Origin of the sequence: Pseudomonas putida (assembly GCF_001976065.1) — a bacterium.
GTDB lineage: Bacteria > Pseudomonadota > Gammaproteobacteria > Pseudomonadales > Pseudomonadaceae > Aquipseudomonas > Aquipseudomonas serbica.
The window spans coordinates 141,361-165,756 of record NZ_MNAH01000001.1; the positions used below are offsets into that span (position 1 = coordinate 141,361).

At 60.7% G+C, this 24,396-nt stretch carries 22 protein-coding genes; 11 read left to right on the top strand and 11 right to left on the bottom strand.

What is annotated here, in order from left to right; genetic code table 11:
- The first annotated feature begins 8 nt into the window (after positions 1–8).
- Together garD and BKX96_RS00610 are read left to right on the top strand one after the other, a co-directional pair.
- Positions 9–1,562, top strand: a complete 1,554-nt coding sequence (gene garD / locus BKX96_RS00605) for a galactarate dehydratase (protein WP_077182436.1) — start codon at positions 9–11, stop codon at positions 1,560–1,562.
- A 177-nt stretch (positions 1,563–1,739) separates the two neighbouring features.
- Positions 1,740–2,681 carry an AEC family transporter gene (locus BKX96_RS00610; RefSeq protein WP_046820574.1) on the top strand — a complete coding sequence of 314 codons (942 nt, stop codon included), beginning with the start codon at positions 1,740–1,742 and terminating at the stop codon, positions 2,679–2,681.
- On the opposite strand, the gene BKX96_RS33030 is transcribed toward BKX96_RS00610, so the two are convergent.
- The 8 genes from BKX96_RS33030 to gatC all read right to left on the bottom strand — a co-directional run bounded on the left by BKX96_RS33030 (position 2,678) and on the right by gatC (position 9,650).
- Positions 2,678–3,451 (bottom strand): PhoPQ-activated protein PqaA family protein, encoded by a 774-nt coding sequence (locus BKX96_RS33030; RefSeq protein WP_256721358.1) that lies wholly within the window; start codon positions 3,449–3,451, stop codon positions 2,678–2,680. The genes BKX96_RS00610 and BKX96_RS33030 overlap by 4 nt on opposite strands.
- Entirely contained in the window at positions 3,417–4,115 is a 699-nt protein-coding gene (locus tag BKX96_RS33035; RefSeq protein ID WP_256721359.1) for a PhoPQ-activated protein PqaA family protein, read from the bottom strand. The genes BKX96_RS33030 and BKX96_RS33035 overlap by 35 nt, the downstream gene beginning before the upstream one ends.
- A gap of 292 nt (positions 4,116–4,407) precedes the next feature.
- Positions 4,408–4,779 carry a carboxymuconolactone decarboxylase family protein gene (locus BKX96_RS00620; protein WP_046820572.1) on the bottom strand — a complete coding sequence of 124 codons (372 nt, stop codon included), beginning with the start codon at positions 4,777–4,779 and terminating at the stop codon, positions 4,408–4,410.
- Positions 4,776–5,837 (bottom strand): calcium/sodium antiporter, encoded by a 1,062-nt coding sequence (locus BKX96_RS00625; RefSeq protein ID WP_046820571.1) that lies wholly within the window; start codon positions 5,835–5,837, stop codon positions 4,776–4,778. Before BKX96_RS00625 ends, BKX96_RS00620 begins: the two co-directional genes overlap by 4 nt.
- Before the next feature lie 50 nt (positions 5,838–5,887).
- Positions 5,888–6,259 carry a septal ring lytic transglycosylase RlpA family protein gene (locus BKX96_RS00630; RefSeq protein WP_046820570.1) on the bottom strand — a complete coding sequence of 124 codons (372 nt, stop codon included), beginning with the start codon at positions 6,257–6,259 and terminating at the stop codon, positions 5,888–5,890.
- A 179-nt stretch (positions 6,260–6,438) separates the two neighbouring features.
- Positions 6,439–7,884, bottom strand: coding sequence for an Asp-tRNA(Asn)/Glu-tRNA(Gln) amidotransferase subunit GatB (gene gatB / locus BKX96_RS00635; protein ID WP_046820569.1), 1,446 nt, complete (start codon positions 7,882–7,884; stop codon positions 6,439–6,441).
- A gap of 10 nt (positions 7,885–7,894) precedes the next feature.
- Positions 7,895–9,346: an Asp-tRNA(Asn)/Glu-tRNA(Gln) amidotransferase subunit GatA gene (gene gatA, locus BKX96_RS00640; RefSeq protein ID WP_046820568.1), complete on the bottom strand. Its 1,452-nt coding sequence runs from the start codon at positions 9,344–9,346 to the stop codon at positions 7,895–7,897.
- 16 nt (positions 9,347–9,362) lie between these two features.
- The gene (gene gatC / locus BKX96_RS00645; protein ID WP_046820567.1) at positions 9,363–9,650 is read right to left on the bottom strand and encodes an Asp-tRNA(Asn)/Glu-tRNA(Gln) amidotransferase subunit GatC; all 288 of its coding nucleotides are present in this window, start codon (positions 9,648–9,650) and stop codon (positions 9,363–9,365) included.
- A 211-nt stretch (positions 9,651–9,861) separates the two neighbouring features.
- On the opposite strand from gatC, the gene mreB reads away from it, so the two are divergent.
- From mreB to tldD, 8 genes are all read left to right on the top strand, one after another.
- Positions 9,862–10,899 (top strand): rod shape-determining protein MreB, encoded by a 1,038-nt coding sequence (mreB, locus tag BKX96_RS00650; RefSeq protein WP_002555108.1) that lies wholly within the window; start codon positions 9,862–9,864, stop codon positions 10,897–10,899.
- A gap of 142 nt (positions 10,900–11,041) precedes the next feature.
- Positions 11,042–12,160 carry a rod shape-determining protein MreC gene (gene mreC / locus BKX96_RS00655; protein ID WP_077182437.1) on the top strand — a complete coding sequence of 373 codons (1,119 nt, stop codon included), beginning with the start codon at positions 11,042–11,044 and terminating at the stop codon, positions 12,158–12,160.
- Positions 12,160–12,651 carry a rod shape-determining protein MreD gene (gene mreD / locus BKX96_RS00660; protein WP_046820565.1) on the top strand — a complete coding sequence of 164 codons (492 nt, stop codon included), beginning with the start codon at positions 12,160–12,162 and terminating at the stop codon, positions 12,649–12,651. Before mreC ends, mreD begins: the two co-directional genes overlap by 1 nt.
- Before the next feature lie 33 nt (positions 12,652–12,684).
- Complete coding sequence (locus tag BKX96_RS00665; RefSeq protein WP_046820564.1) at positions 12,685–13,281, top strand: Maf family protein; 597 nt, start codon at positions 12,685–12,687, stop codon at positions 13,279–13,281.
- 48 nt (positions 13,282–13,329) lie between these two features.
- Positions 13,330–14,787: a ribonuclease G gene (gene rng / locus BKX96_RS00670; RefSeq protein ID WP_046820563.1), complete on the top strand. Its 1,458-nt coding sequence runs from the start codon at positions 13,330–13,332 to the stop codon at positions 14,785–14,787.
- A gap of 76 nt (positions 14,788–14,863) precedes the next feature.
- Positions 14,864–18,667 (top strand): YhdP family protein, encoded by a 3,804-nt coding sequence (locus BKX96_RS00675; RefSeq protein ID WP_077182438.1) that lies wholly within the window; start codon positions 14,864–14,866, stop codon positions 18,665–18,667.
- A gap of 151 nt (positions 18,668–18,818) precedes the next feature.
- Positions 18,819–19,667: a carbon-nitrogen hydrolase family protein gene (locus BKX96_RS00680; RefSeq protein WP_077182439.1), complete on the top strand. Its 849-nt coding sequence runs from the start codon at positions 18,819–18,821 to the stop codon at positions 19,665–19,667.
- An 18-nt stretch (positions 19,668–19,685) separates the two neighbouring features.
- Complete coding sequence (tldD, locus tag BKX96_RS00685) at positions 19,686–21,128, top strand: metalloprotease TldD (RefSeq protein ID WP_046820560.1); 1,443 nt, start codon at positions 19,686–19,688, stop codon at positions 21,126–21,128.
- Positions 21,129–21,176: 48 nt separating this feature from the next.
- Here the strand turns inward: tldD and yjgA are convergent, their stop codons facing one another.
- Positions 21,177–21,701: a ribosome biogenesis factor YjgA gene (yjgA, locus tag BKX96_RS00690; protein ID WP_034148278.1), complete on the bottom strand. Its 525-nt coding sequence runs from the start codon at positions 21,699–21,701 to the stop codon at positions 21,177–21,179.
- Positions 21,702–21,809: 108 nt separating this feature from the next.
- On the opposite strand from yjgA, the gene pmbA reads away from it, so the two are divergent.
- Positions 21,810–23,156, top strand: a complete 1,347-nt coding sequence (gene pmbA, locus BKX96_RS00695; RefSeq protein ID WP_046820559.1) for a metalloprotease PmbA — start codon at positions 21,810–21,812, stop codon at positions 23,154–23,156.
- A gap of 90 nt (positions 23,157–23,246) precedes the next feature.
- Here the strand turns inward: pmbA and BKX96_RS00700 are convergent, their stop codons facing one another.
- Positions 23,247–23,522, bottom strand: a complete 276-nt coding sequence (locus BKX96_RS00700; protein ID WP_075947622.1) for an HPr family phosphocarrier protein — start codon at positions 23,520–23,522, stop codon at positions 23,247–23,249.
- Between the two features lie 15 nt (positions 23,523–23,537).
- The gene (gene rapZ / locus BKX96_RS00705) at positions 23,538–24,395 is read right to left on the bottom strand and encodes an RNase adapter RapZ (RefSeq protein WP_046820552.1); all 858 of its coding nucleotides are present in this window, start codon (positions 24,393–24,395) and stop codon (positions 23,538–23,540) included.
- Position 24,396 lies beyond the last annotated feature (1 nt).

The window sequence follows — 24,396 nt, forward strand, 5'->3', positions numbered from 1 at the left end:
GCGGCGTCATGCAGTTGATTGAACATTCCGACTCGCCGCGTTACATCCGCCTGCACGAGCGGGACAATGTGGTGATCGTGGTCAATGACCAGGGTGTGCCGGCCGGAACCGAGTTCCCGGATGGCCTGGTCACCGTGGACTTCGTGCCACAGAGCCACAAGGCCACCCTTGTAGGCATTCCCGAGGGTGGCCAGGTGATTCGTTACGGGCAGGTGATCGGCTACGCCCTGCAGCCGATTCCCCGTGGCAGTTGGGTCAAGGAAGATCAACTGCGCATGCCGACCGCGCCGCCGCTGGACAGCCTGCCGCTGTCCACCGAAGTGCCGGCCGCGCAGGCACCGCTGGAAGGTTATACGTTCGAGGGTTATCGCAACGCCGACGGTACGGTCGGCACGCGTAACATTCTGGGCATCACGACCACGGTGCAGTGCGTAACGGGTGTACTGGATCATGCGGTCAAGCGCATCAAGGACGAGCTGTTGCCCAAGTACCCACACGTCGATGACGTAGTGGCGCTGACCCACAGCTACGGCTGTGGCGTGGCAATCACCGCGACTGACGCCTATATCCCGATCCGCACCGTGCGCAACCTGGCGCGCAACCCGAACCTGGGAGGCGAAGCCTTGGTGATCAGCCTTGGCTGCGAGAAATTGCAGGCCGGGCAAGTGATGCACGAGGACGATGCCTCGGTGGACTTGAGCGAGCCGTGGCTGTATCGCCTGCAGGATTCCAGTCACGGATTTACCGAGATGATCGAACAGATCATGGAGCTGGCGGAAATCCGTCTGAAGAAGCTTGATCAACGCCGTCGGGAAACCGTACCGGCGTCGGAGCTGATCCTCGGCATGCAATGTGGTGGCAGTGATGCGTTTTCCGGGATCACCGCCAACCCGGCCCTGGGTTATGCCTCGGACCTGTTACTGCGTGCCGGTGCGACGGTGATGTTCTCCGAAGTGACTGAGGTTCGCGATGCGATCTACCTGCTGACCTCCCGCGCTAAAACCGAGGCAGTCGCGCAGGAACTGGTGCGGGAAATGGACTGGTACGACCGTTACCTGGCCAAGGGTGAGGCGGACCGCAGTGCCAACACCACGCCGGGTAACAAGAAGGGCGGGTTGTCGAACATTGTCGAGAAGTCCCTGGGCTCGATCGTCAAGTCCGGCAGCAGTGCGATCAGCGGGGTGCTCGGCCCTGGCGAGCGTTTCAAGGAAAAAGGCCTGATCTTCTGCGCGACCCCGGCCAGTGACTTTGTCTGCGGTACCTTGCAACTGGCGGCGGGGATGAACCTGCATGTGTTCACCACGGGGCGCGGTACGCCTTATGGACTGGCCATGGCACCGGTGGTGAAAGTGTCGACCCGGACCGAACTGGCGCAGCGCTGGCCGGACCTGATCGACATCGACGCCGGGCGCATTGCCACCGGTCGCGCTTCCATCGAGGAGCTTGGCTGGGAGCTGTTCCACTACTACCTGGATGTGGCCAGCGGCAAGCAGCAGACGTGGGCTGAAAAGCACAAGCTGCATAACGACATCACCTTGTTCAACCCGGCGCCGATCACGTAGGACCGCGTCGCCTGCTTCGCGAGCAAGCCCGCTCCCACATTCGACCGCATGCAGCCTGAAGGAATGCGATCAAATGTGGGAGCGGGCTTGCTCGCGAAGGCGATCTACCAGACGCCAACGTCCTCAGTGGCTTATCATTAGCCCCCTAACGACGCCCACCCCAAGGTTCCCACCGGCATGCTGGCAATTTTCCTCGAAACCCTGAACATCACCGCACCGGTGTTTGCCATGCTGTTTCTGGGGGTGTTGCTCAAGCGCATCGACTGGATCAACGACAACTTCATCCATACCGCCTCGTCCCTGGTGTTCAACGTCACCATGCCGGCGCTGCTGTTCCTGGGCATCCTGCATGCCGACCTGCATGCCGCGTTGCAACCGGCACTGCTGATCTACTTCTCCGTCGCCACCCTGGTGTGCTTTGCCATTGCCTGGGGCTGGGCGATCTTCAGGTGCCCGCGCGAAGACCGGGGGATTTACACCCAGGGGGCGTTTCGCGGCAACAACGGCGTGATCGGCCTGGCGCTGGCTGCGAGCATGTACGGCGACTACGGGATTTCCCTGGGGGCGATTCTGGCCGCGCTGGTGATCCTGTTCTACAACACGCTGTCGACCATCGTGCTGGCGGTCTACAGCCCGGTGATCAAGTCCGATCCGTGGAGCATCTGCAAAAGCGTGATGGTCAATCCGCTGATCATCAGCGTGATTACGGCGGCACCCTTTGCCTATTTCAAGATCAGCCTGCCGGGATGGCTGGAGACCTCCGGCCAGTATCTGGCGCAAACCACTTTGCCGTTGGCGTTGATCTGCATTGGCGGCACGCTGTCGCTGGCGGCCATGCGCAAAAGTGGCTCGATGGCGCTCAGTTCAAGCCTGGTGAAAATGCTCGGCCTGCCGATCCTGGCGACGCTCGGCGCGTGGCTCTGGGGTTTTCGCGGTGCTGAGTTGGGGATTCTGTTTTTGTACTTCGGCAGCCCGACCGCCGCCGCCAGTTTTGTCATGGCCCGGGCGGCGGACGGCAATCATGAACTGGCGGCGGCGATCATTGTTATCACCACGCTGATGGCGGCGGTGACCACCAACATCGGGATCTTTTTGTTGCAGTGGGGTGGGTGGATCTAGCGGCTGGCCATCTCGGGCAGGGTTTTGCACAGTGGCCCGGTCTCTGGAGGTGCTGCGGTCGGGTAGCGATCAGGCAGGACCTGTACCGGTGTGGTGACGACAAAACCATCGGCGAAGGTCGCCTCGACAAATGTTGCTGTCCAGCCCTGTTCGGGTGTCTCTATCTGTATCTGTGCATGCATTGGGGTGGAAGGGGTGACATGCCGTGGCTGATAACGAATTCCGCAAGCATCCCGGAAGTCCCGCGCCATCGGGTTCACGGCCGTCCATTGAGTCACCTGAACCGGCGCCTCGGTAAAGTGCAGCGAAACGGCTTTGCCCGTTCCATGGGTTGTTGCGCTTGTCGTCACGGAGGGTAACGGGCGATCTTGCTGCCACCGATTGACTACAGGAATCAGTGAGCTTTCAACGAATTGCCTGATGCCGTTGTGGCTGGAATTGGGGGCAACCCGCAGGCTCTTCGGCCCAGGCAGTCGATCGAAATAGATATCCGAATTGTCAGGGGTGAAAAAGTCGTCACTGCTGGCGTTGACGACGTATTTCGCAATGGCCAAGCGCTCGGCATAGGCGCTGTCCAGATAAGCCAGGGGGTCGACGATTTTCAGCAGTTTCTCGAAGTTTTCGGTGTGGCGCAGACGGAGCACCCCTTCGCTGTAATAGTCATAGAAGGCCAGCGGCCAGTTTTTGCCATAGGTTTGAAAGGTATGTTCGAACACTTTGGCTGTGCCGAGTCCATCAGACAAATGGCACGACGGCGTTGACGCGCTCATCGGCAATAGCGGCCAGCCAAGCTGCCCAGGCGCGTTTCGACACCCCACTGGCAATAAATCGTTCAACTTTCCATGGCTTCAGTTCTTTCTGGGCAAGGTCCATCGCCTTGACCAAGGATGCCATCATCGGTACATGAGCCACCATGTAGGGGCGCGTTTCAGGACTTTCGAGAAACAACTTCCAACTATGGGCGACACTTGAGTCTTCTGTGCGGGGAACTCCGTCATCGGCGTAAGTGAGATATTGATTGGGGATGTCGCTGAGCGAAATGACGATTGTATTAGTTTGGCGTGCAACTTCCAGGGCCATGGCTTGAGTGAAATCTGTAGGTTCAGATTTAGCCTTGTTGCCGGCGGGTATGTTGGTTCCGTTGTTGGCGACCAGTAATGCCTGTCCATGAAGGGCGTTGTGCGGGATATAAATATCGACACTATGTTTCCATTGTTCCGGGCTGACCAGTCCTTCAGGCGACCACTGTTGAGATGACAGGTCAAAGCTGCGCTTCACTACGCCAGGAAAGGTCTCGGAGCCTTTTGCGAAGTAGAGTAATGGTTTGCTTGCTTCCTGGTTTTTATAGCAGTTCAGTATTTCGCTGAAATCGTTGGGGGGGAGCGCATGTATCGACCAATGTTTCGGCTTGTGCACTGAAGCTTGCCAATCCAAGAATTACTAACATGTTTGGTAGAATGACACGAAGGGTGGATCGCATTGGACTAGTCTCGCTTGTTTCAATTTTTTTATGATTGTTATCGCGAAATTATTTTTGCGGCCGGAAAATATTGTCTTCGTGTCATTGAAATTGGAAGTTTTTTTGGAAGTGTTGTTTTTCGGAATATATGTAATGGAAAGTGTCGTTATAAGTAAGCGTTAGTCGGATTTCTGGCAATCGAATGCATTCGACGGGACGGCGAAATCAATCACGGTCCCCATCGAACCAAGTTTTAAACGGTAAGGGTTACTGGTGTTGCTCAATCACTTCCTGCGCCGCGCGAAACGCATCTATCGCTGCCGGCACACCCGCATACACCGCGCAGTGCAGCAGTGCCTCGCGAATCTCCTCCACGGTGCAGCCGTTGTTCAGCGCGCCGCGTACGTGACCTTTCAATTCCTGTGGGCACTTCAGCGCGGTCAACGCGGCCAGGGTAATCAGGCTGCGGGTTTTCAACGGCAGGCCTTCGCGATTCCACACGCCGCCCCAGGCATGATCGTTGACGAAATCCTGCAGCGGTTGGGTGAACTCGGTGGCATTGTCCAGGGCGCGGTCGACGAAGGAGTCGCCCATCACTTGGCGACGTACTTCGACGCCGGCTTTTTTATTCTCGGTCATGGCAATTCCCTCTTGTGGTGTTGGCGACGCCAGGCGCGCAATGACGTGAACAACAAGTACGCCAGTAGTGCCGGCAGGACGAAAAACAGCATCAGGTGTTCAAGCTTGCCGGCCAGCGGCATGCCGGTGGTGAACGACACCACGTGCAGGCCGTAAGCCAGGTACAGGCCGAGAAACACCAGGCCCTCGGCGCGGGTCACCCGGTAACCGGAATAGAATACCGGCAGGCACAACGCCGCGACGCCAAGCATCACCGGCAGGTCGAAATCCAGCGCGTTGGGCGATACCGACAAGGGCGAGGGTGCAATCAGCGCCGTCAGGCCCAGAACGCCCAACAGGTTGAACAGATTGCTGCCGATCACGTTGCCCACGGCAATTTCCCGTTCGCCGCGCAACGCGGCGATCAGCGAAGTGGCCAGTTCCGGGAGCGAAGTGCCAACGGCGACGACGGTCAGGCCGATGATCCGCTCCGACAGCCCCAGGTCGGTGGCGACCGCGACCGCCGCTCCCAGCAGCAGATGCCCGGCGTACACCAGCATCGCCAGGCCGGCGAGGATCATCAACAGGCTGCGCAGCCAGGGTGCTTGGCCGCTGTGGTCATGGCTTGATACCGGACGTACCGAATGCCGCGACTGGCGCAGCAACAAGGCCAGGTACAGCAGCAGTGCCACCAGCAACATGACGCCGTCGGCACGGGTCAGCTCTTCATTCCACGCCAGGAAGAACACCAACAGGCTGGCGCCGATCATCAGCGGGATGTCCAGGCGCACTAGCTGTCGGGAAACCCGCAACGGAATGATCAGGGCGGAAAACCCGAGGGTGACGAGGATGTTGAAGATACTGCTGCCGATCACGCTGCCGACGGCAATGTCGGCGTTGTGCGCCAAGGTGGCTTGCAGGCTGACCGCCATCTGCGGTGCGCTGCTGCCGAGGGCGACGATGGTCAGGCCGATGATCAGTGGGCGTACGTGCAGGCGTGCGGCCAGGCGCACGGCGGCGCGCACCATCAGTTCGGCGCCGGCAATCAGTAGCACCAGCCCGCTGAGCAATTCGATCACGCTGATCAGGGGTAAATCGGCTAGTCCGAAAATGGTCGGGACTCCGTCGGTCAGTCGAGGGCCTGCACGCGAACCCGCGCGGTGCCGCTCTTGAGCATGCCCAGGCGTTCGGCGGCCTCCTGGGACAGGTCGATCAAGCGGCCCCGGGTATGCGGGCCGCGGTCGTTGATGCGTACCACGCAGGATCTGTCGTTGTTCAGGTTGGTGACCTTCACCCGTGTACCGAAGGGTAGCTGGCGATGGGCGGCGGTCAGGGAATTCTTGTTGAAACGCTCGCCACTGGCGGTGCGTTTGCCTTGGTGTTTGGCGCCGTAGTAGGACGCAACGCCGGTTTTGTCGTAGCCGTGGGGGTCGACGGTATCGTTGCTGGCGCAACCGGCCAGGAACGAGAGCAGGGCGCAAAGTCCAAGTAGACGCTTCATTTGAAAACTTCCAAAAACAAATGTGGGAGCGGCGGTGCGACGATTCGACTTGCTCGCGAATGCATTCTGACAGTCAACTTTGAATTGAGTGCCCAACCGCATTCGCGAGCAAGTCGAATCGTCCCACCGCCGCTCCCACAGGGGAATGGAGCCAGTGTGTTGGGCTGGCTCCATTTTCATCAGCCTTCGAGCTTGCTTTTGAGCAGTTCGTTAACCTGTTGCGGGTTGGCCTTGCCTTTGGAGGCTTTCATGGCCTGGCCGACGAAGAAGCCGAACATCTTGCCGCGCTTGGCTTCGTCTGCCGCGCGGTATTGCTCGACTTGCTCGGCGTTGGCCGCAAGCATTTCATCCAGCACCGCCGAGATCGCGCCGGTGTCGGTCACTTGCTTCAAGCCGCGCTTGTCGATGATCTCGTCCGCGCTGCCTTCGCCGTTGGCCATCGCTTCAAAGACCACCTTGGCGATCTTGCCGGAGATGGTGTTGTCCTTGATGCGCAGCAGCATGCCGCCCAGTTGCTCTGCGGAAACCGGTGACTGTTCGATGTCCAGGCCTTGCTTGTTGAGCAGGCTGCCCAACTCGACCATCACCCAGTTGGCCGCCAGCTTGGCGTCGCCGCCGATGCTCGCGACTTTCTCGAAGTAGTCGGCCTGCTCGCGGCTGGTGGCCAGGACGCTGGCATCGTACACAGACAGGCCAAACTGCGCCTGGAAGCGCTCACGCTTCTGCGGCGGCAATTCCGGCAGGGTGGCGCGCACGTCATCGAGGAAAGAGTTCTCGATGACCACCGGCAGCAGGTCCGGATCGGGGAAGTAACGATAGTCGTTGGCTTCCTCTTTACTGCGCATCGGACGGGTCTCGTCCTTGTTCGGATCGTACAGGCGAGTCTGCTGGATGACCTTGCCGCCGTCTTCGATCAGCTCGATCTGGCGCTGGATTTCGCTGTTGATCGCCTTCTCGATGAAGCGGAACGAGTTGACGTTCTTGATCTCGCAGCGCGTACCGAACTCGACCTGGCCTTTTGGACGGATCGACACGTTGCAGTCGCAACGCAGCGAGCCTTCGGCCATGTTGCCATCGCAAATCCCCAGGTAACGTACCAGTGCGTGGATCGCCTTGACGTAAGCCACGGCTTCCTTGGCGCTGCGCATGTCCGGCTCGGAAACGATCTCCAGCAGCGGCGTGCCGGCACGGTTCAGGTCAATGCCAGTGGCGCCGCTGAATTCTTCGTGCAGGCTCTTGCCGGCGTCTTCTTCCAGGTGCGCGCGGGTGATGCCGACGCGTTTGACCGTGCCGTCTTCAAGGGCGATGTCCAGGTGGCCCTTGCCGACGATCGGCAATTCCATCTGGCTGATCTGGTAACCCTTGGGCAGGTCCGGGTAGAAATAGTTTTTCCGGGCGAACACGTTGTGCTGGCCAATCTCGGCGTCAATCGCCAGGCCGAACATCACCGCCATGCGCACCGCTTCCTGGTTCAGCACCGGCAGTACGCCAGGCATGCCCAGGTCGATCAGGCTGGCCTGGGTGTTCGGCTCGGAGCCGAAGGTGGTGGAACTACCGGAAAAGATTTTCGACCGGGTGGTGAGCTGGGTATGAATCTCCAGCCCGATCACGACTTCCCATTGCATGTGTGTCTCCTCAGAAGCCGGTTGGGGTGCGGGTGTGCCAGTCAGTGTTCAACTGGTACTGGTGCGCAACGTTGAGCAAGCGGCCTTCCTGGAAATACGGGGCGAGCAGTTGCACGCCGACCGGCAGACCGTCGACAAAACCGGCCGGCATCGACAGGCCTGGCAGGCCGGCGAGGTTGGCGGTGATGGTGTAGACATCTTCCAGGTAGGCAGCGACCGGGTCGCTGTTCTTGGCGCCGAGCTTCCAGGCCGGGTTCGGCGTGGTTGGGCCAAGGATGATGTCGACCTCGTTGAAAGCGGCCATGAAGTCGTTCTTGATCAGGCGACGGATCTTCTGCGCCTTCAGGTAATAGGCGTCGTAGTAACCGGCGGACAGCGCATAGGCACCGACCATGATCCGGCGCTGCACTTCCGGGCCGAAGCCTTCGCCACGGGAGCGTTTGTACAGGTCGATCAGGTTGACCGGGTTTTCGCAGCGATAGCCGAAGCGCACGCCGTCGAAACGCGACAGGTTCGACGAGGCTTCCGCCGGAGCGATCACGTAGTACGCGGGGATCGCGTGCTGCATGTTCGGCAGGCTGATTTCCTTGACCACGGCGCCGAGCTTTTCCAGCTCCTTGACGCTGTTGTGGATCAGCTCGGCGATGCGCGGGTCGAGACCGGCGCTGAAATACTCTTTAGGCACGCCGATGCGCAGGCCTTGCAGCGAGCCGTTGAGGCTGGCGCTGTAGTCCGGCACGGGTTCGTCGATGCTGGTGGAGTCGTTCGGGTCGAAGCCGGCCATACCTTGCAACAATATTGCGCAGTCTTCGGCCGTGCGCGCCAACGGACCACCCTGATCGAGACTCGAGGCATAAGCGATCATGCCCCAGCGCGAAACACGACCGTACGTCGGTTTCAGGCCGGTGAGGTTGGTCAGGGCCGCAGGCTGACGGATGGAACCGCCAGTGTCGGTACCGGTGGCTGCTGGTAACAGTCGAGCGGCAACCGCCGCAGCGGAACCACCGGACGAGCCGCCCGGTACATGTTCCAGGTTCCATGGGTTTTTCACCGCGCCGTAGTAGCTCGACTCGTTGGCCGAACCCATGGCGAATTCATCCATGTTGGTCTTGCCCAGGGTCACGGCCCCGGCAGCGGCCAGCTTGGCGACGACGGTGGCGTCGTACGGTGCTTTAAAGTTGTCGAGCATCTTCGAGCCGCAACTGGTGCGAATGCCCTGGGTGCAGAACAGGTCCTTGTGGGCGATCGGCGCGCCGAGCAGGGCGCCGCTCTCACCGTTGGCCCGGCGGGCGTCAGCGGCTTTCGCCTGCGTCAGCGCCAGGTCTTCGGTGAGGCTGATGAAACTGTTGAGCTGCGGGTCGAGCTGGGTGATGCGCGCCAGCAAGGCTTTGGTCAGCTCTTCGGAGGAAAACTTTTTATCGGCGAGTCCGCGGGCGATCTCGGCCAGAGTCAATTGATGCATTGCAGGCTCTTTCCCTTTAGTCGATGACTTTCGGAACCAGGTACAGGCCGTTTTCGACCGCTGGTGCGATGGACTGGTAGGCCTCGCGGTGATTGGTCTCGGTCACGACGTCCGCACGCAGGCGCTGGCTGGCTTCCAGTGGGTGGGCCAGCGGCTCGATACCGTTGGTATCGACTGCCTGCATTTCGTCGACCAGCCCGAGAATGCTGTTGAGGGCCGAAGTGATGTGTGGAAGATCGGCATCATTGAGGCCCAGACAGGCCAGATGAGCGATTTTTTCCACGTCGGAGCGTTCAAGCGCCATTGGGATTCTCCAGTGGAAAACAAAACGGACGGCGTCCGTGTGTTAGATTGTCGGAACACTACCGCACTTCTACGGTCATATGGCCGCGATTGTGGGGTTTGGTGCACATAAAAGCGGTCAATTTAACATATTGGCGCCTTGCCCAAAATCCCTGTCGTTGTTAGAGTTTGCCGCACTTTTTTACCCACGCGTTGCCTAGGGTCCCTTTCCCATGTTCAAGAAACTGCGTGGCATGTTTTCCAGCGATCTTTCCATTGACCTGGGCACTGCCAACACCCTTATTTACGTGCGCGAGCGCGGTATCGTCCTGAATGAGCCATCGGTTGTGGCCATTCGGACGCACGGTAACCAGAAAAGTGTCGTTGCTGTCGGCACCGAAGCGAAGCGCATGTTGGGCCGTACGCCGGGCAACATTGCTGCCATTCGTCCGATGAAAGACGGCGTGATCGCCGATTTCAGCGTCTGCGAAAAGATGCTGCAGTACTTTATCAACAAGGTTCACGAAAACAGCTTCCTGCAGCCTAGCCCTCGTGTGCTGATCTGCGTTCCGTGCAAATCCACCCAGGTTGAGCGTCGCGCCATCCGTGAATCGGCGCTTGGCGCCGGTGCCCGTGAAGTATTCCTGATCGAAGAGCCGATGGCTGCCGCGATCGGTGCCGGCCTGCCGGTTGAAGAAGCTCGCGGTTCGATGGTCGTGGATATCGGTGGCGGTACCACCGAAATCGCGCTGATCTCCCTGAACGGTGTGGTTTATGCCGAATCCGTACGCGTTGGCGGCGACCGCTTCGACGAAGCGATCATCACTTATGTGCGTCGCAACTACGGCAGCCTGATCGGTGAATCGACTGCCGAACGCATCAAGCAGGAAATCGGTACCGCCTACCCGGGCGGCGAAGTTCGCGAAGTCGACGTTCGTGGCCGCAACCTGGCCGAAGGTGTTCCACGCGCGTTCACCCTGAACTCCAACGAGGTGCTCGAAGCTCTGCAAGAGTCGCTGGCGACCATCGTTCAGGCCGTGAAAAGCGCCCTGGAGCAATCGCCGCCGGAACTGGCTTCCGACATCGCCGAGCGTGGCCTGGTACTGACCGGTGGTGGCGCCTTGCTGCGAGACCTCGACAAGTTGCTGGCCCAGGAAACCGGCTTGCCGGTGATCGTCGCCGAAGACCCGTTGACCTGCGTTGCTCGCGGCGGTGGCCGTGCATTGGAAATGATGGATAAACACACCATGGACCTGCTCTCCAGCGAGTAATTCGCCGGATCGCCTCTATGCTGTTGAGCGCGCAGGCGGCACTTTGCAGTGCTGCCTGTTCGCGTTTATCTTCTGTCGTCTGCATCCAGGCCGGTTTGATGCCGTATGAATAAAGAGAACATTTGCCTGGGAGGAGCGGCTTATTAAACCGCTTTTCACCAAGGGTCCCTCACTGGGCGTGCGCTTGTTGGTGCTGGTCGTGCTGTCGGTCGCGCTGATGGTGGTCGATGCCCGCTTCACACTGTTCAAGCCAGTGCGTAGCCAGATGTCGCTGGTGCTGATGCAGTCTTACTGGATCACCGACCTGCCGCAGCGGCTATGGCAGGGTGTGGCCAGCCAGTTTGGCAGCCGCACCGAACTCGTCGCCGAAAACGAAAAACTCAAGAGCGAAAACCTGCTGTTGCAGGGGCGCATGCAAAAGCTTGCCTCCCTGACCGAGCAGAACGTCCGGCTGCGCGAGCTGCTCAACTCTTCGGCACTGGTCAACGAAAAGGTCGAAGTGGCCGAGTTGATCGGCATGGACCCCAACCCGTTCACCCATCGCATCATCATCAACAAGGGTGAGCGCGACGGCGTGGTGCTCGGTCAGCCGGTACTCGATGCCCGAGGCCTGATGGGCCAGGTGGTCGAGTTGATGCCCTACACCTCCCGGGTCCTGCTGCTGACCGATTCCACCCATAGCATTCCGGTGCAGGTCAACCGCAACGGCCTGCGCGCCATTGCCAGCGGCACTGGCAACCCGGAGCGCCTGGAACTGCGTCACGTCGCCGATACCGCCGATATCAAGGAAGGCGACCTGCTGGTCAGTTCCGGCCTTGGCCAGCGCTTCCCGGCAGGTTACCCGGTGGCGACGGTCAAGGAAGTGATCCACGATTCTGGCCAGCCGTTCGCCATCGTTCGCGCCGTGCCAACTGCCGCCTTGAACCGCAGCCGTTACCTGCTGCTGGTGTTCAGCGACACCCGGACCGCCGAAGAGCGCGCCAACGATGCTGCCCAGGCCCAGGAAAGCCTGGATGCGCAGGGCGGTGGGCCGATCATTCCGGCGACCGTGCCGAGGCCAGCGGTTGTTCCTGCGGCTGTTACCGCTCCCGCTGCCCCAACTGCTCCAGTGGCCGCGCCGGCTGCCACGACCCCGGTCAAGCCTGCTACCAAACCAGCCGCGACCGCACCCGCCAAGCCACCGGCGGCGCAACCCGCCGCCGCCAAGCCTGCGGCCAAACCGCCAGTCTCCGCGCCGGCTACTACCAGGGGACGAGAATAATGGTCGGTGCTACAGCTTCCCGAAACGGCTGGATCGTCTGGCTGACGTTTGCCATCGGCATGTTGCTAAGCGTATCGCCACTGCCGCAATTCATGGAGATCTTGCGTCCCTTGTGGCTGGCCTTGCTGCTGGCGTTCTGGGCGCTGGCGCTGCCGCAGAAAGTCGGGATGGTCACGGCCTGGTGCCTGGGCCTGGCCGAAGATGTGCTGTACGGCACGCTGCTGGGGCAGAATGCCTTGATCCTGACGCTCATCACCTACTTGGTGCTGGCGCTGCAGCAACGCCTGCGAATGTTCCCGATGTGGCAGCAGAGCCTGGTGATCCTGGTGATCTTCGGCCTCGCTCAGCTTGTGCAACTTTGGCTCAGCGCCCTGACCGGCAATCGTCAACCGACCCTGGCGCTGGTGTTGCCGGCCCTGGTCAGCGCGTTGCTCTGGCCCTGGATCAGCTTCGGTTTGCGCGGACTGCGTCGACGCTACAAAATCAATTAATTCGCTCAGGCATTCAGACAGGGAGAGGTCTTGATGAAACGGTTATACCTCGCCTCTGGCTCGCCACGTCGGCGTGAACTGCTCACGCAGATCGGCGTACCGTTTTGCGCCATCAGTGCGGATATCGACGAAACCCCTTTGACTCACGAATCCCCTTCGGCCTATGTCGAGCGCCTGGCGCGCGGCAAGGCCGAGGCCGGGCGCGGCGCGATCGCGTCTGACGTCCAGTGCTGTGTGCTCGGTGCCGACACCGCTGTGGTGCTCGACGGAAAAATTCTTGGCAAACCAGTTGATGAACCTGACGCGTGCGCCATGCTGAAGATGTTGTCCGGGCGCGAGCATCAGGTCCTCACGGCTATTGCAGTGCTCGACGGCGAGCGTTGCGAGTCTCGAGTGGTCACCAGCCAGGTACGTTTTCGTCATATCAGCCCTGATGAAGCCGCCGCCTACTGGGCCAGCGGCGAACCGCGGGACAAGGCCGGTGGATATGGCATTCAAGGACTGGGTGCGGTGTTTGTCGCCGGGCTCACTGGAAGTTACTCGGCGGTGGTTGGATTGCCGCTGTGCGAAACCGCGGAACTGCTCGGCCATTTCGGCATACCCTGTTGGCAACCCCATAACGCGCGCTAAGCGTTGTATCCGGCCATTATCGTGAACATGCCTGAACGAGACCCTGCCATGAGTGAAGAGATCCTGATCAACATCACGCCGATGGAATCGCGCGTGGCGGTGGTCGAAAACGGTGTCCTGCAAGAAGTTCATGTCGAGCGCACGCAAAAACGCGGGATCGTCGGCAACATCTACAAGGGCAAAGTCGTGCGGGTATTGCCGGGCATGCAGGCGGCGTTTGTCGATATCGGCCTGGACCGCGCCGCATTCATTCATGCGTCGGAAATCTCCCTGCGTGAAGGTCCGGCCGTCGAGAGCATCAGCGCGCTGGTGCACGAAGGCCAGAGCCTGGTCGTGCAAGTCACCAAGGACCCGATTGGCTCCAAAGGTGCGCGCCTGACGACGCAACTGTCGATCCCTTCGCGCTACCTGGTGTACATGCCGCGCACCGCCCACGTGGGTATTTCGCTGAAGATCGAAGACGAAGCCGAGCGCGAACGGCTCAAGCAAGTGGTGACCGATTGCGTCGCCAAAGAGGGCATCAAGGAAGCGGGCGGTTTCATACTGCGCACGGCGGCCGAAGGTGCCGGGGCCGATGAAATCCTCATGGACATCCGCTATCTGCGCAGGTTGTGGGACCAGATCAGCGAGCAGATCAAGACTATCAGCGCTCCCAGCGTGATCTACGAAGACCTTGGCCTGGCGCTGCGCACGCTACGGGACCTGGTGAGCCCGAAGATCGAGAAAATTCGCATCGACTCCCGGGAAACCTTCCAGAAAACTACGCAGTTCGTCGCCGAACTGATGCCGGAAATCGCCGATCGTCTGGAGCATTATCCGGGCGAACGACCGATTTTCGACCTGTATGGCGTCGAAGATGAAATTCAGAAAGCCCTGGAGCGCAAAGTCCCGCTCAAGTCCGGCGGTTACCTGGTGGTCGACCCGGCAGAGGCCATGAGCACCATCGACGTCAACACCGGGGCGTTCGTGGGGCATCGCAATCTTGAAGAAACCATCTTCAAGACCAACCTCGAAGCCGCGACCGCCATTGCCCGTCAACTGAGGCTGCGCAACCTGGGCGGGATCATCATCATCGACTTCATCGACATGGTAGATGAAGAGCACCAGCGCCAGGTGTTGCGCACCCTCGAGAAGCAACTGGAGCGCGACCACGCCAAGACCAACATCATCGGCATCACCGAGTTGGGCCTGGTACAGATGACACGCAAGCGCACCCGCGAAAGCCTTGAACAGGTCCTGTGCGAGCCGTGCACCAGCTGCCAGGGGCGCGGCAAGCTGAAAACTCCGGAAACCATTTGCTATGAAATCTTTCGCGAAATCCTTCGTGAGGCGCGCGCCTATCAGGCGGAAGGCTATCGTGTACTGGCGAACCAGAGAGTCGTCGACCGCCTGCTCGATGAAGAGTCGGGCAACGTCGCCGAACTTGAAGTGTTCATCGGGCGCACCATCAGGTTCCAGGTCGAAACCATGTATTCCCAGGAACAATACGACGTAGTGCTGCTCTGAGTTGCTGCGTCTTGAATTTTCCTGAACGGCTGGCTTCAGCTTTCTGCAAAACTTTTGCCATGGGGAGCCAACTGACATGGAGCGTCTGACACGCATATTGGCCGCACTGACCCGCTGGGGTCTGGGCCTGTGCGCGTTGGTTTTGGTATTGATGGCGGTGTACGTCAGCCTTGGCCGGGAACTGGCGCCACTGGTGGCCGAGTACCGTAGCGAAGTCGAAACCAAGGCCAGCGAGGCCTTGGGCATGCCCCTGCAAATCGGTGAGTTGAAAGGCAGCTGGAGTGGCTTTGCGCCGATACTGTCGGCTCACGATGTAACGGTAGGCGAGGGTGCCAATGCCCTGCACCTGGATCAGGTGCGGGCTATCCCGGACCTGTGGGCCAGTCTGCTGGCACGGGACGTGCGCCTTGCCAGGCTGGAACTCGATGGCCTGAAGATCAGCCTCAAGCAAGGCGATGATGGCAATTGGGCGCTGGAAGGTTTGCCGGTTAAGGATGATCAACCCCTCGACCCGGAGCAGTTGCTCAATCGCATGCAAATGATCCAGCAGCTGTCGGTACTCGACAGCCAGGTCACGTTGCAGCCGTGGGGGGAATCACCGCTGACACTGACGTACGTCGGCTTGAGTCTGAAAACCGGCGCCGCCCGCCAGCGCCTCGATGTCCGCTTGACCCTGCCCGATGGACAGCCGGTGGCCATGAGTTTGCGTAGCCGCATTCGTGCCAGCGAATGGAAGGACGGCGAGGTCGAAGTCTATGCGAGCCTGCCGCAAAGCGACTGGTCGAAATGGTTGCCCGAAACCCTGACCCAGCAATGGAATTTCTCTGAGATCAAGGCCGGCGGCGAGCTGTGGGTGACCTGGGGCAAGGGCGCCTTGCAAAGTGCCGCCGTTCGTGTGAATGCGCCCCGACTCAAGGGGGCCTATGCCGAGCGCAAGCCGATCCAGATCAACAATCTGGCGCTCAACGGTTATTTCCAGCGCAGCGCTGAGGGCATGCTGGTCACGGTGGATTCCCTGGCCATGAACCTGGGCGAGAACCGTTGGGAATCACGCCTGCAATTCAAGCAGACCACGGCCGCCGACAGCACGCAAAACCTCTGGCACCTGCAAGCCGATCGCCTAGACCTGACGCCTCTCACTCCGCTGCTCAACGCCCTGGCGCCATTGCCGGAAGGCGTTGCCACGGTGGTCGAGCGGCTCAACGTCACCGGTGGACTGCGCAACGTCCTGATCGATGTGAAACCCAATGCCACCGACGACAGCAGGTTCAGCTTCGCGGCCAACCTTGATCACGTCGGTTTTGACGCGTATCACGGCGCGCCGGCGGCACGCAATGTCTCGGGCAGCATCAGTGGCGACCTTGGCCATGGCGAGTTGCGCATGGACAGCAAGGATTTCATGCTGCACCTGGACCCGATTTTCGCCAAGCCATGGCAATACATCCAGGCCAACGCGACCTTGACCTGGAAGCTCGACAAGGAAAGTTTCACCCTGGTTGCGCCCTACCTGAAAGTGCTGGGCGAGGAGGGCAAGATTGCCGGCGACTTCCTGATCCGCCTGTTTTTCGATGGCGCCCGGGAAGACTACATGGACCTGCGGGTCGGTATGGTCGAGGGCGACGGTCGCTACACCGCCAAGTACTTGCCGACCGTCCTCAGTCCGGCGCTGGACGAATGGCTGCGTACCGCGATTCTCAAAGGTGCGGTGGACCAGGGTTTCTTCCAGTATCAGGGCTCGTTGAATCATGGTGCGCAGGAAACGGCCCGCAGCATCAGCCTGTTTTTCAAGGTCCACGATGCCGAGCTGGCGTTTCAGCCTGGCTGGCCGCATGTCGGCAAGGTCACGGGTGATGTGTTCGTCGAAGACAGTGGCGTGCGGGTTCTGGCCAGCCAGGGGCAGTTGCTCGACACCCAGGTGCGCGACATCTACGTCAGTATTCCCCACGCGCCTGCCGGGCAGAACAGCCATTTGTTTCTTGATGGCGCGTTCGCAGGCGGATTGGGCGATGGCCTGAAAATTCTCAAGGAAGCGCCAATAGGCACTGCCGAGACTTTCGCTGGCTGGGAAGGTGAGGGCGACCTGCAAGGCAAGCTGAAGCTGGATATTCCGCTGGCCAGGGGCGAACAGCCGAAGATCCTGGTCGACTTCAAGACGGCCAAGGCGCGCTTGAAACTGCCGGATCCCCCCCTTGAGCTGACTCAGCTCAAAGGTGACTTCCGTTTCGACAGCAGCAAAGGCTTGAGTGGACAGAACATCAGCGCCCGCGCCTTTGATAAACCGGTAACTGCGCAGATTTTCGCCGAGGGTCGCGAAGGTAAGCTCAACACCCGGGTCACCGCTTCCGGACAGGTCGAGGTCAAGAAGCTCTCGGAGTGGCTGAGCGTGACCCAGCCGTTGCCGGTCAGTGGCGTGATCCCGTATCAACTGCAACTGACCCTCAACGGCGCCGACAGCCAGTTGATGGTCAATTCCAGTCTCAGGGGTGTCACCGTCGACCTGCCAGCGCCATTTGGCCTGTCGGCGGATGCCGGACGCGACACCTCCTTTCGCATGACCCTGCAAGGCGAAGAGCGACGCTATTGGGTGAACTACGGTGAACTGGCGAACTTCACGTTTGCCGCTCCTGCCAACAATTTTGCCAACGGCCGCGGCGAGTTGTTCCTCGGCAATGGCAATGCAATGCTGCCCGGTGCCAAGGGCCTGCGGATTCGTGGCACGCTGTCGGAACTGGATGTCGGCCCGTGGCAGGATCTGGTGAGCAAGTATGTCGGGCAAGACCCCGGCGGCAATGCCAAGCAGTTGCTCAGCGGGGCGGACATCAAGGTCGGCAAGCTCAGCGCTTTTGGCACCACGCTGGACCAGGCCGCGGTGCAACTGACACGCAAGCCGTCCGCCTGGGCCTTGCAACTCGACAGCCAGCAGGTCAAGGGCAACGCTAGCTTCCCCGATGCCAAAGCCGCACCGATGGTGATCAACCTGCAGACCGTGCGGCTGCCAGCACCTGATCCGACTGTGCTGGCCGATGAAAACTCGCCGGACCCCCTGGCCTCGGTGGACCCGAAGAAGATCCCGGCGCTGGATATCATCATCAACCAGTTGTACCAGGGCAACGACCTGGTCGGCGCCTGGTCGCTGAAGGTGCGTCCGACGGCCAAGGGTATTGCGCTCAACTCGCTGGACATGGGCCTCAAGGGCATCCTGTTGCAGGGCAGCGGCGGTTGGGAAGGCGCGCCCGGCGCCAGTTCCAGCTGGTACAAGGGACGGATCAGCGGCAAGAATCTCGCGGATGTGCTCAAGGGTTGGGGCTTCGCCCCGAGCGTCACCAGCCAGGAATTTCACTTGGATGTCGATGGCCGCTGGCCCGGCTCGCCGGCATGGCTGGCCACCAAGCGCTTCTCCGGCACGCTCGATGCCTCGCTCAATGAAGGCCAGTTTGTCGAGGTTGAAGGCAGTGCCCAGGCGTTGCGGGTGTTTGGCCTGCTCAACTTCAACTCGATTGGCCGCCGCTTGCGTCTGGATTTCTCCGACCTGTTCGGCAAAGGCCTGAGCTATGACCGGGTCAAGGGCCTGCTGGTGGCGACCAACGGGGTGTACGTGACCCGCGAACCTATCCGATTGACGGGCCCGTCCAGCACCATCGAGCTCAACGGCACTCTGAACATGGTGGCCGATCAGATCGATGCGAAATTGATGGTGACCTTGCCGGTGACCAACAACCTGCCGATTGCCGCACTGATCGTCGGTGCACCGGCCATCGGCGGGGCGCTGTTCCTGATCGACAAGCTGATCGGTGACCGTGTGTCGCGTTTTGCCAGCGTGAAGTACACCGTCAAGGGGCCGTGGAAAGAGCCGAAAATCACCTTCGATAAAGCTTTTTGAAAAACCACTCCGAAGGCCTATGGAGTAGCATGGCCTTACCCGCCCTTGTAGGCGCTGCCGCAGGCTGCGATCTTTTCAAGGCCACATCAAAAGATCGCAGCCTGCGGCAGCGCCTACAGGTATGTGTTGATTTCCAGATAAGGGTAAGGCCATGTCTGTAGCGGTGATTCAAATGGTCAGCCAGGGCGATGTGCCGGCCAATCTGGCCCGGGCGCGCCAGCTGCTGGAACAGGCGGCCGCCGGTGGTGCGAAACTGGCTGTGCTGCCGGAAAACTTCGCCGCCATGGGCCGGCGCGACATCGCCGACATCGGTCGCGCCGAGGCGCATGGCGACGGCCCGATCCTGCCGTGGTTGAAACAGGCGGCCCGCGACCTCAAGTTATGGATAGTGGCCGGTACCTTGCCGTTGCCGCCGGTGGATCAGCCGACGGCCAAGGTGCATGCCTGCTCGTTGCTGGTCGATGATCAGGGCCAGACGGTGGCGCGCTACGACAAGCTGCACCTGTTCGACGTGGACGTGGCGGACAATCGCGGCCGTTATCGCGAATCCGATGACTATGCTTATGGCAGTGGCGTGGTGGTTGCGGACACACCGGTCGGGCGAGTCGGCCTGACAGTCTGTTATGACCTGCGATTTCCGGAGCTGTACAGCGAACTGCGAGCCGCCGGTGCCGAGCTGATTACCGCACCCTCGGCCTTTACTGCCGTGACCGGTGCTGCACACTGGGATGTGCTGATTCGTGCGCGAGCCATCGAAACCCAGTGTTACGTGCTCGCGGCCGCCCAAGGGGGAACGCACCCGGGGCCGAGGGAAACCTGGGGTCACGCCGCTATCATCGACCCATGGGGGCGGGTGCTGGCACAACAGGATCAAGGCGAGGCCGTGCTGCTGGCCGAACGCGATAGCAGCGAACAGGCGTCCATCCGGGCGCGGATGCCGGTGTCCAGTCACCGGCGCTTTTTCTCGCAGGGCGCCCAGCGACCTGCCTCAGAACGATGAATTTAAGGCGTAAAGCATATGAGCGAGTTGTTGTCCTCAGTCAGTGAACACCTCCTGGCACCCGGTGGCGTAACGATCGAAAGCCTGCAAGGTGTGCTTGGCGACCTGGCCGGCCCCGGCATCGATGCCGCCGACCTGTATTTCCAGGGGCAGATATCCGAGTCCTGGGCGCTGGAAGACGGCATCGTCAAGGAAGGCAGCTTCAACCTCGACCAAGGGGTTGGCGTGCGCGCGCAATCCGGTGAGAAAACCGGGTTTGCCTACAGCAACGCCATCACCCTGGAAGCCTTGGGCGCGGCGGCCCGTGCCGCCCGCTCGATCTCCCGGGCCGGGCAGAATGGCACTGTGCAAGCGTTCACCACCCAGGATGTGGCGCAGCTGTACGGGCCGGACAATCCTCTGGAAGTGCTGACCCGTGCCGAGAAAGTCGATCTGCTCAAGCGCATCGATGCCGCCACGCGTGCGCTCGACCCGCGTATCCAGCAGGTTACCGTGAGCATGGCCGGTGTCTGGGAGCGGATTCTGGTGGCGTCCACCGATGGCGGACTGGCAGCGGATGTACGGCCACTGGTGCGCTTCAACGTCAGTGTGATCGTCGAGCAGAACGGCCGTCGCGAGCGCGGTGGCCACGGCGGTGGCGGGCGTACCGATTACCGTTATTTCCTCGCTGAGGACCGCGCCATGGGCTATGCCCGTGAAGCGTTGCGCCAGGCCCTGGTCAATCTGGAAGCCATTCCGGCACCGGCCGGTACCTTGCCAGTGGTGCTGGGTTCCGGCTGGTCGGGTGTATTGCTGCACGAAGCGGTCGGTCACGGCCTGGAAGGCGACTTCAACCGCAAGGGCAGCTCGGCCTACAGCGGGCGCATGGGCGAGATGGTTGCGTCCAAGCTGTGCACCATCGTCGATGACGGCACCCTGGCGGGACGCCGTGGCTCCTTGAGCGTCGATGACGAAGGCACGCCGACCGAGTGCACCACGCTGATCGAAAACGGCGTCCTCAAGGGCTACATGCAGGACAAGCTCAACGCCCGCCTGATGGGCGTGGCCCGCACCGGTAACGGTCGTCGCGAATCCTACGCGCACCTGCCGATGCCGCGCATGACCAACACCTACATGCTCGCCGGTGAAAGCGATCCGGCGGAAATCATCGCTTCGGTGAAACGCGGCATCTACTGCGCCAACCTCGGCGGCGGCCAGGTGGACATCACCAGCGGCAAGTTTGTGTTTTCCACCAGCGAGGCGTACCTGATCGAGGACGGCAAGATTACCGCTCCGGTCAAAGGCGCGACGCTGATCGGCAACGGCCCTGAAGCCATGAGCAAGGTGTCGATGGTCGGTAACGACCTGTCGCTGGACAGTGGTGTGGGGACGTGTGGCAAGGACGGGCAGTCGGTGCCGGTGGGTGTCGGCCAGCCAACGCTGAAGATTGATGCGATCACCGTGGGTGGCACGGGGTCGTAAGAAGTGAGGCTGCGGGTGAGCTGCCAGGCAGCTCACCCGCTTCGAGAATTAACGCAGACCGCGTTGAGTCTCGTCCAGCTCACGGATGTACTTGAAGATTTTACGGCTGGAAGCAGGAGGCTTGTTTTGCGCAACCTCGTGCTGGGCCTGACGGATCAGGGAACGCAGTTGCTGGCGGTCCGCGTCCGGGTAGTCGACGACGAATTTTTCCAGTACGGCATCGTCGCCGGCGATCAGACGATCGCGCCAACGTTCCAGGTTATGGAAGCGTTCGTTGTACTGGCGAGTGGAGGCATCGAGCTGATCGAGCAAAACCAGAATCGCGTCAGTGTCCTGATCGCGCATCAGTTTGCCGATGAACTGAAGGTGCCGTTTACGCGCGATGTTCGCGGTGTGCTTGGGCGCATCGGCCAGAGCCCGGCGCATGGCGTCGGTCAAAGGCAGTTTTGCCAGCAAGTCAGGCTTGAGCGTTGTAAGGCGCTCGCCGAGGTCAACCAGAGCATGCAGCTCGCGTTTAACCTGGGATTTGCTTTTTTCTCCCGTATCGAGGGAGTCGTCGTAAGAATCAACCATGGTGGCCGTCCGCAAAGAAACGCCGCCATGATAACCAGTCGGGGGCCGCTTGTCCGGCCCGGTCGCTCGATGACCGTTACCGAAAGCAGAATTTGAGTGGAGAACAGCATGAGTGCAGTTGAAAGCGTCGGCCCACAAGCGTTGCCGGCACTGCAAGAACAAGTCGAGCAGATCATCGCTGAAGCCAAGCGCCAGGGGGCCAGTGCCTGTGAAGTGGCGGTGTCCCTGGAGCAGGGCCTGTCGACCACGGTCCGCCAGCGTGAAGTCGAAACCGTCGAGTTCAACCGCGATCAAGGTTTTGGCATCACCTTGTACGTCGGTCAGCGCAAGGGCTCGGCCAGCACCTCGGCCAGTGGCCCGGAGGCGATTCGCGAAACCGTAGCCGCTGCCCTGGCTATCGCCAAGCACACCTCGGAAGACGAAGCCTCGGGGCTGGCGGATGCCGCGCTGATGGCCAAGGATGTGCAGGACTTCGACCTGTTCCACCAATGGGACATCACCCCGGAGCAGGCGATCGAGCAGGCGCTTGCCTGTGAGGCCGCGGCGTTTGCCGCCGACAGCCGGATCAAGAACGCCGATGGCACCACCCTTAGCACCCATCAGGGCTGCCGTGTCTACGGCAACAGCCACGGGTTTGTCGGTGGTTATGCATCGACCCGGCACAGCTTGAGTTGCGTCATGATCGCCGAGGCTGATGGCCAGATGCAGCGCGATTACTGGTACGACGTGAATCGCCAGGGCAACCTGCTGGCCGATCCGGTGAGCATTGGCCAACGTGCTGCGCAACGTGCGGCGAGCCGTCTGGGCGCGCGTCCGGTGCCGACCTGCGAAGTGCCGGTACTGTTTTCCGCCGAATTGGCTGGCGGGTTGTTCGGCAGTTTCCTGTCGGCCATTTCCGGCGGCAGCCTATACCGTAAATCCTCGTTCCTCGAAGGCACGCTGGGGCAGAAGCTGTTCCCCGAATGGCTGACCATCGACGAGCGTCCGCACCTGATGCGGGCCATGGGTAGCGCGGCGTTCGATGGCGATGGCCTGGCGACCTACGCTAAACCGTTCGTCGAAAAAGGTGAGCTGGTGTCCTACATCCTCGGTACCTACTCCGGCCGCAAGCTGGGCATGCCGAGCACCGCCAACGCTGGCGGCGTGCACAACCTGTTCGTCACCCATGGTGACGAGGACCAGGCTGCCTTGCTGCGTCGCATGGGGCGTGGCCTGCTGGTAACCGAACTGATGGGCCAGGGCCTGAACATGGTGACCGGCGATTACTCCCGTGGCGCGGCGGGATACTGGGTCGAGAACGGCGAAATCCAGTTCGCGGTCCAGGAAGTGACCATCGCCGGCAACATGCGCGACATGTTCAAGCAGATCGTGGCCGTGGGTAATGACCTGGAGCTGCGCAGCAACATTCGCACCGGTTCGGTGTTGATCGAGCGCATGACGGTGGCGGGCAGCTAAACGCCCTCGTCACAAAAAAGGCACGCCACCTGATTGGGTGGTGCGCCTTTTTTTATCGGATTACTGAGCGTCTCTGGTCTGGACTGGCGTTTACTCGCCTTCGTCGAAATAACGGTTGATCAAGTCCTTCAACGCATCCAGTGCCCTTTGCGCGTCTTCGCCTTCGGTGCTGATATAGATTTTAGTGCCCTTGCCTGCAGCGAGCATCATCATTGCCATGATGCTTTTGCCGTCGACCGTGGATTCCGGAGTGCGTCCTACTCTGATCGTGCAATCCTTGAACTCACCGGCGACCCCGACGAATTTTGCAGAAGCACGGGCATGCAGGCCCAGCTTGTTGATGATTTCGATTTCCAGAGCAGGCATCGCGGTGTGAATCCTTTAGCTGAGGTCGCGGTGGCGAACCTGGACGTTCTTCAGGGATTGCTGCAGGACCTGGCCAAGACGTTCAGTCAGGTAGACGGAGCGGTGATGGCCGCCGGTGCAGCCAACGGCAATAGTGACATAGGCGCGGTTGCTGGCGGCAAAGCGTGGCAGCCATTTGAGCAGGTACGTCGAAATGTCCTGGAACATTTCCTCGACGTCGGGTTGCGCCGCCAGGTAATCAGCCACCGGTTTATCGAGCCCGGACTGCTCGCGCAGTTCCGGCTTCCAGTAAGGATTGGGCAGGCAGCGCACATCGAATACCAGGTCGGCGTCGACCGGCATGCCACGCTTGAACCCGAACGACTCCACGAGAAATGCCGTGCCCGGCTCCGGCTGGTTCAGCAGGCGCAGCTTGATGGTATCGCGCAGTTGATACAGGTTCAGGCTGGTGGTGTTGAGCTTGAGGTCGGCCAGGTCGGCAATCGGCCCGAGCAGGGTGGTCTCGTCGTTGATCGCCTCGGCCAGTGAGCGGTTGGCGTTGCTCAGTGGGTGACGCCGGCGGGTTTCCGAGAAACGTTTGAGCAGGGTTTCCTCGTCGGCATCCAGGTACAGGACATCGCACTGGATGTGACGGCTGCGCACTTCTGCCAGCAGCTCGGGGAAACGCGACAGGTGACTGGGCAGGTTGCGCGCATCGATGGACACGGCAACCAGCGGTTGGGCCAGCTCGGTGTGAATCAGCGCTCGCTCAGCCAGTTCAGGTAGCAACCCGGCAGGCAGGTTGTCAATGCAGTAGTAGCCGTTGTCCTCAAGGACGTCGAGGGCGGTACTTTTACCAGAGCCGGAACGACCGCTGACGATGATCAAGCGCATG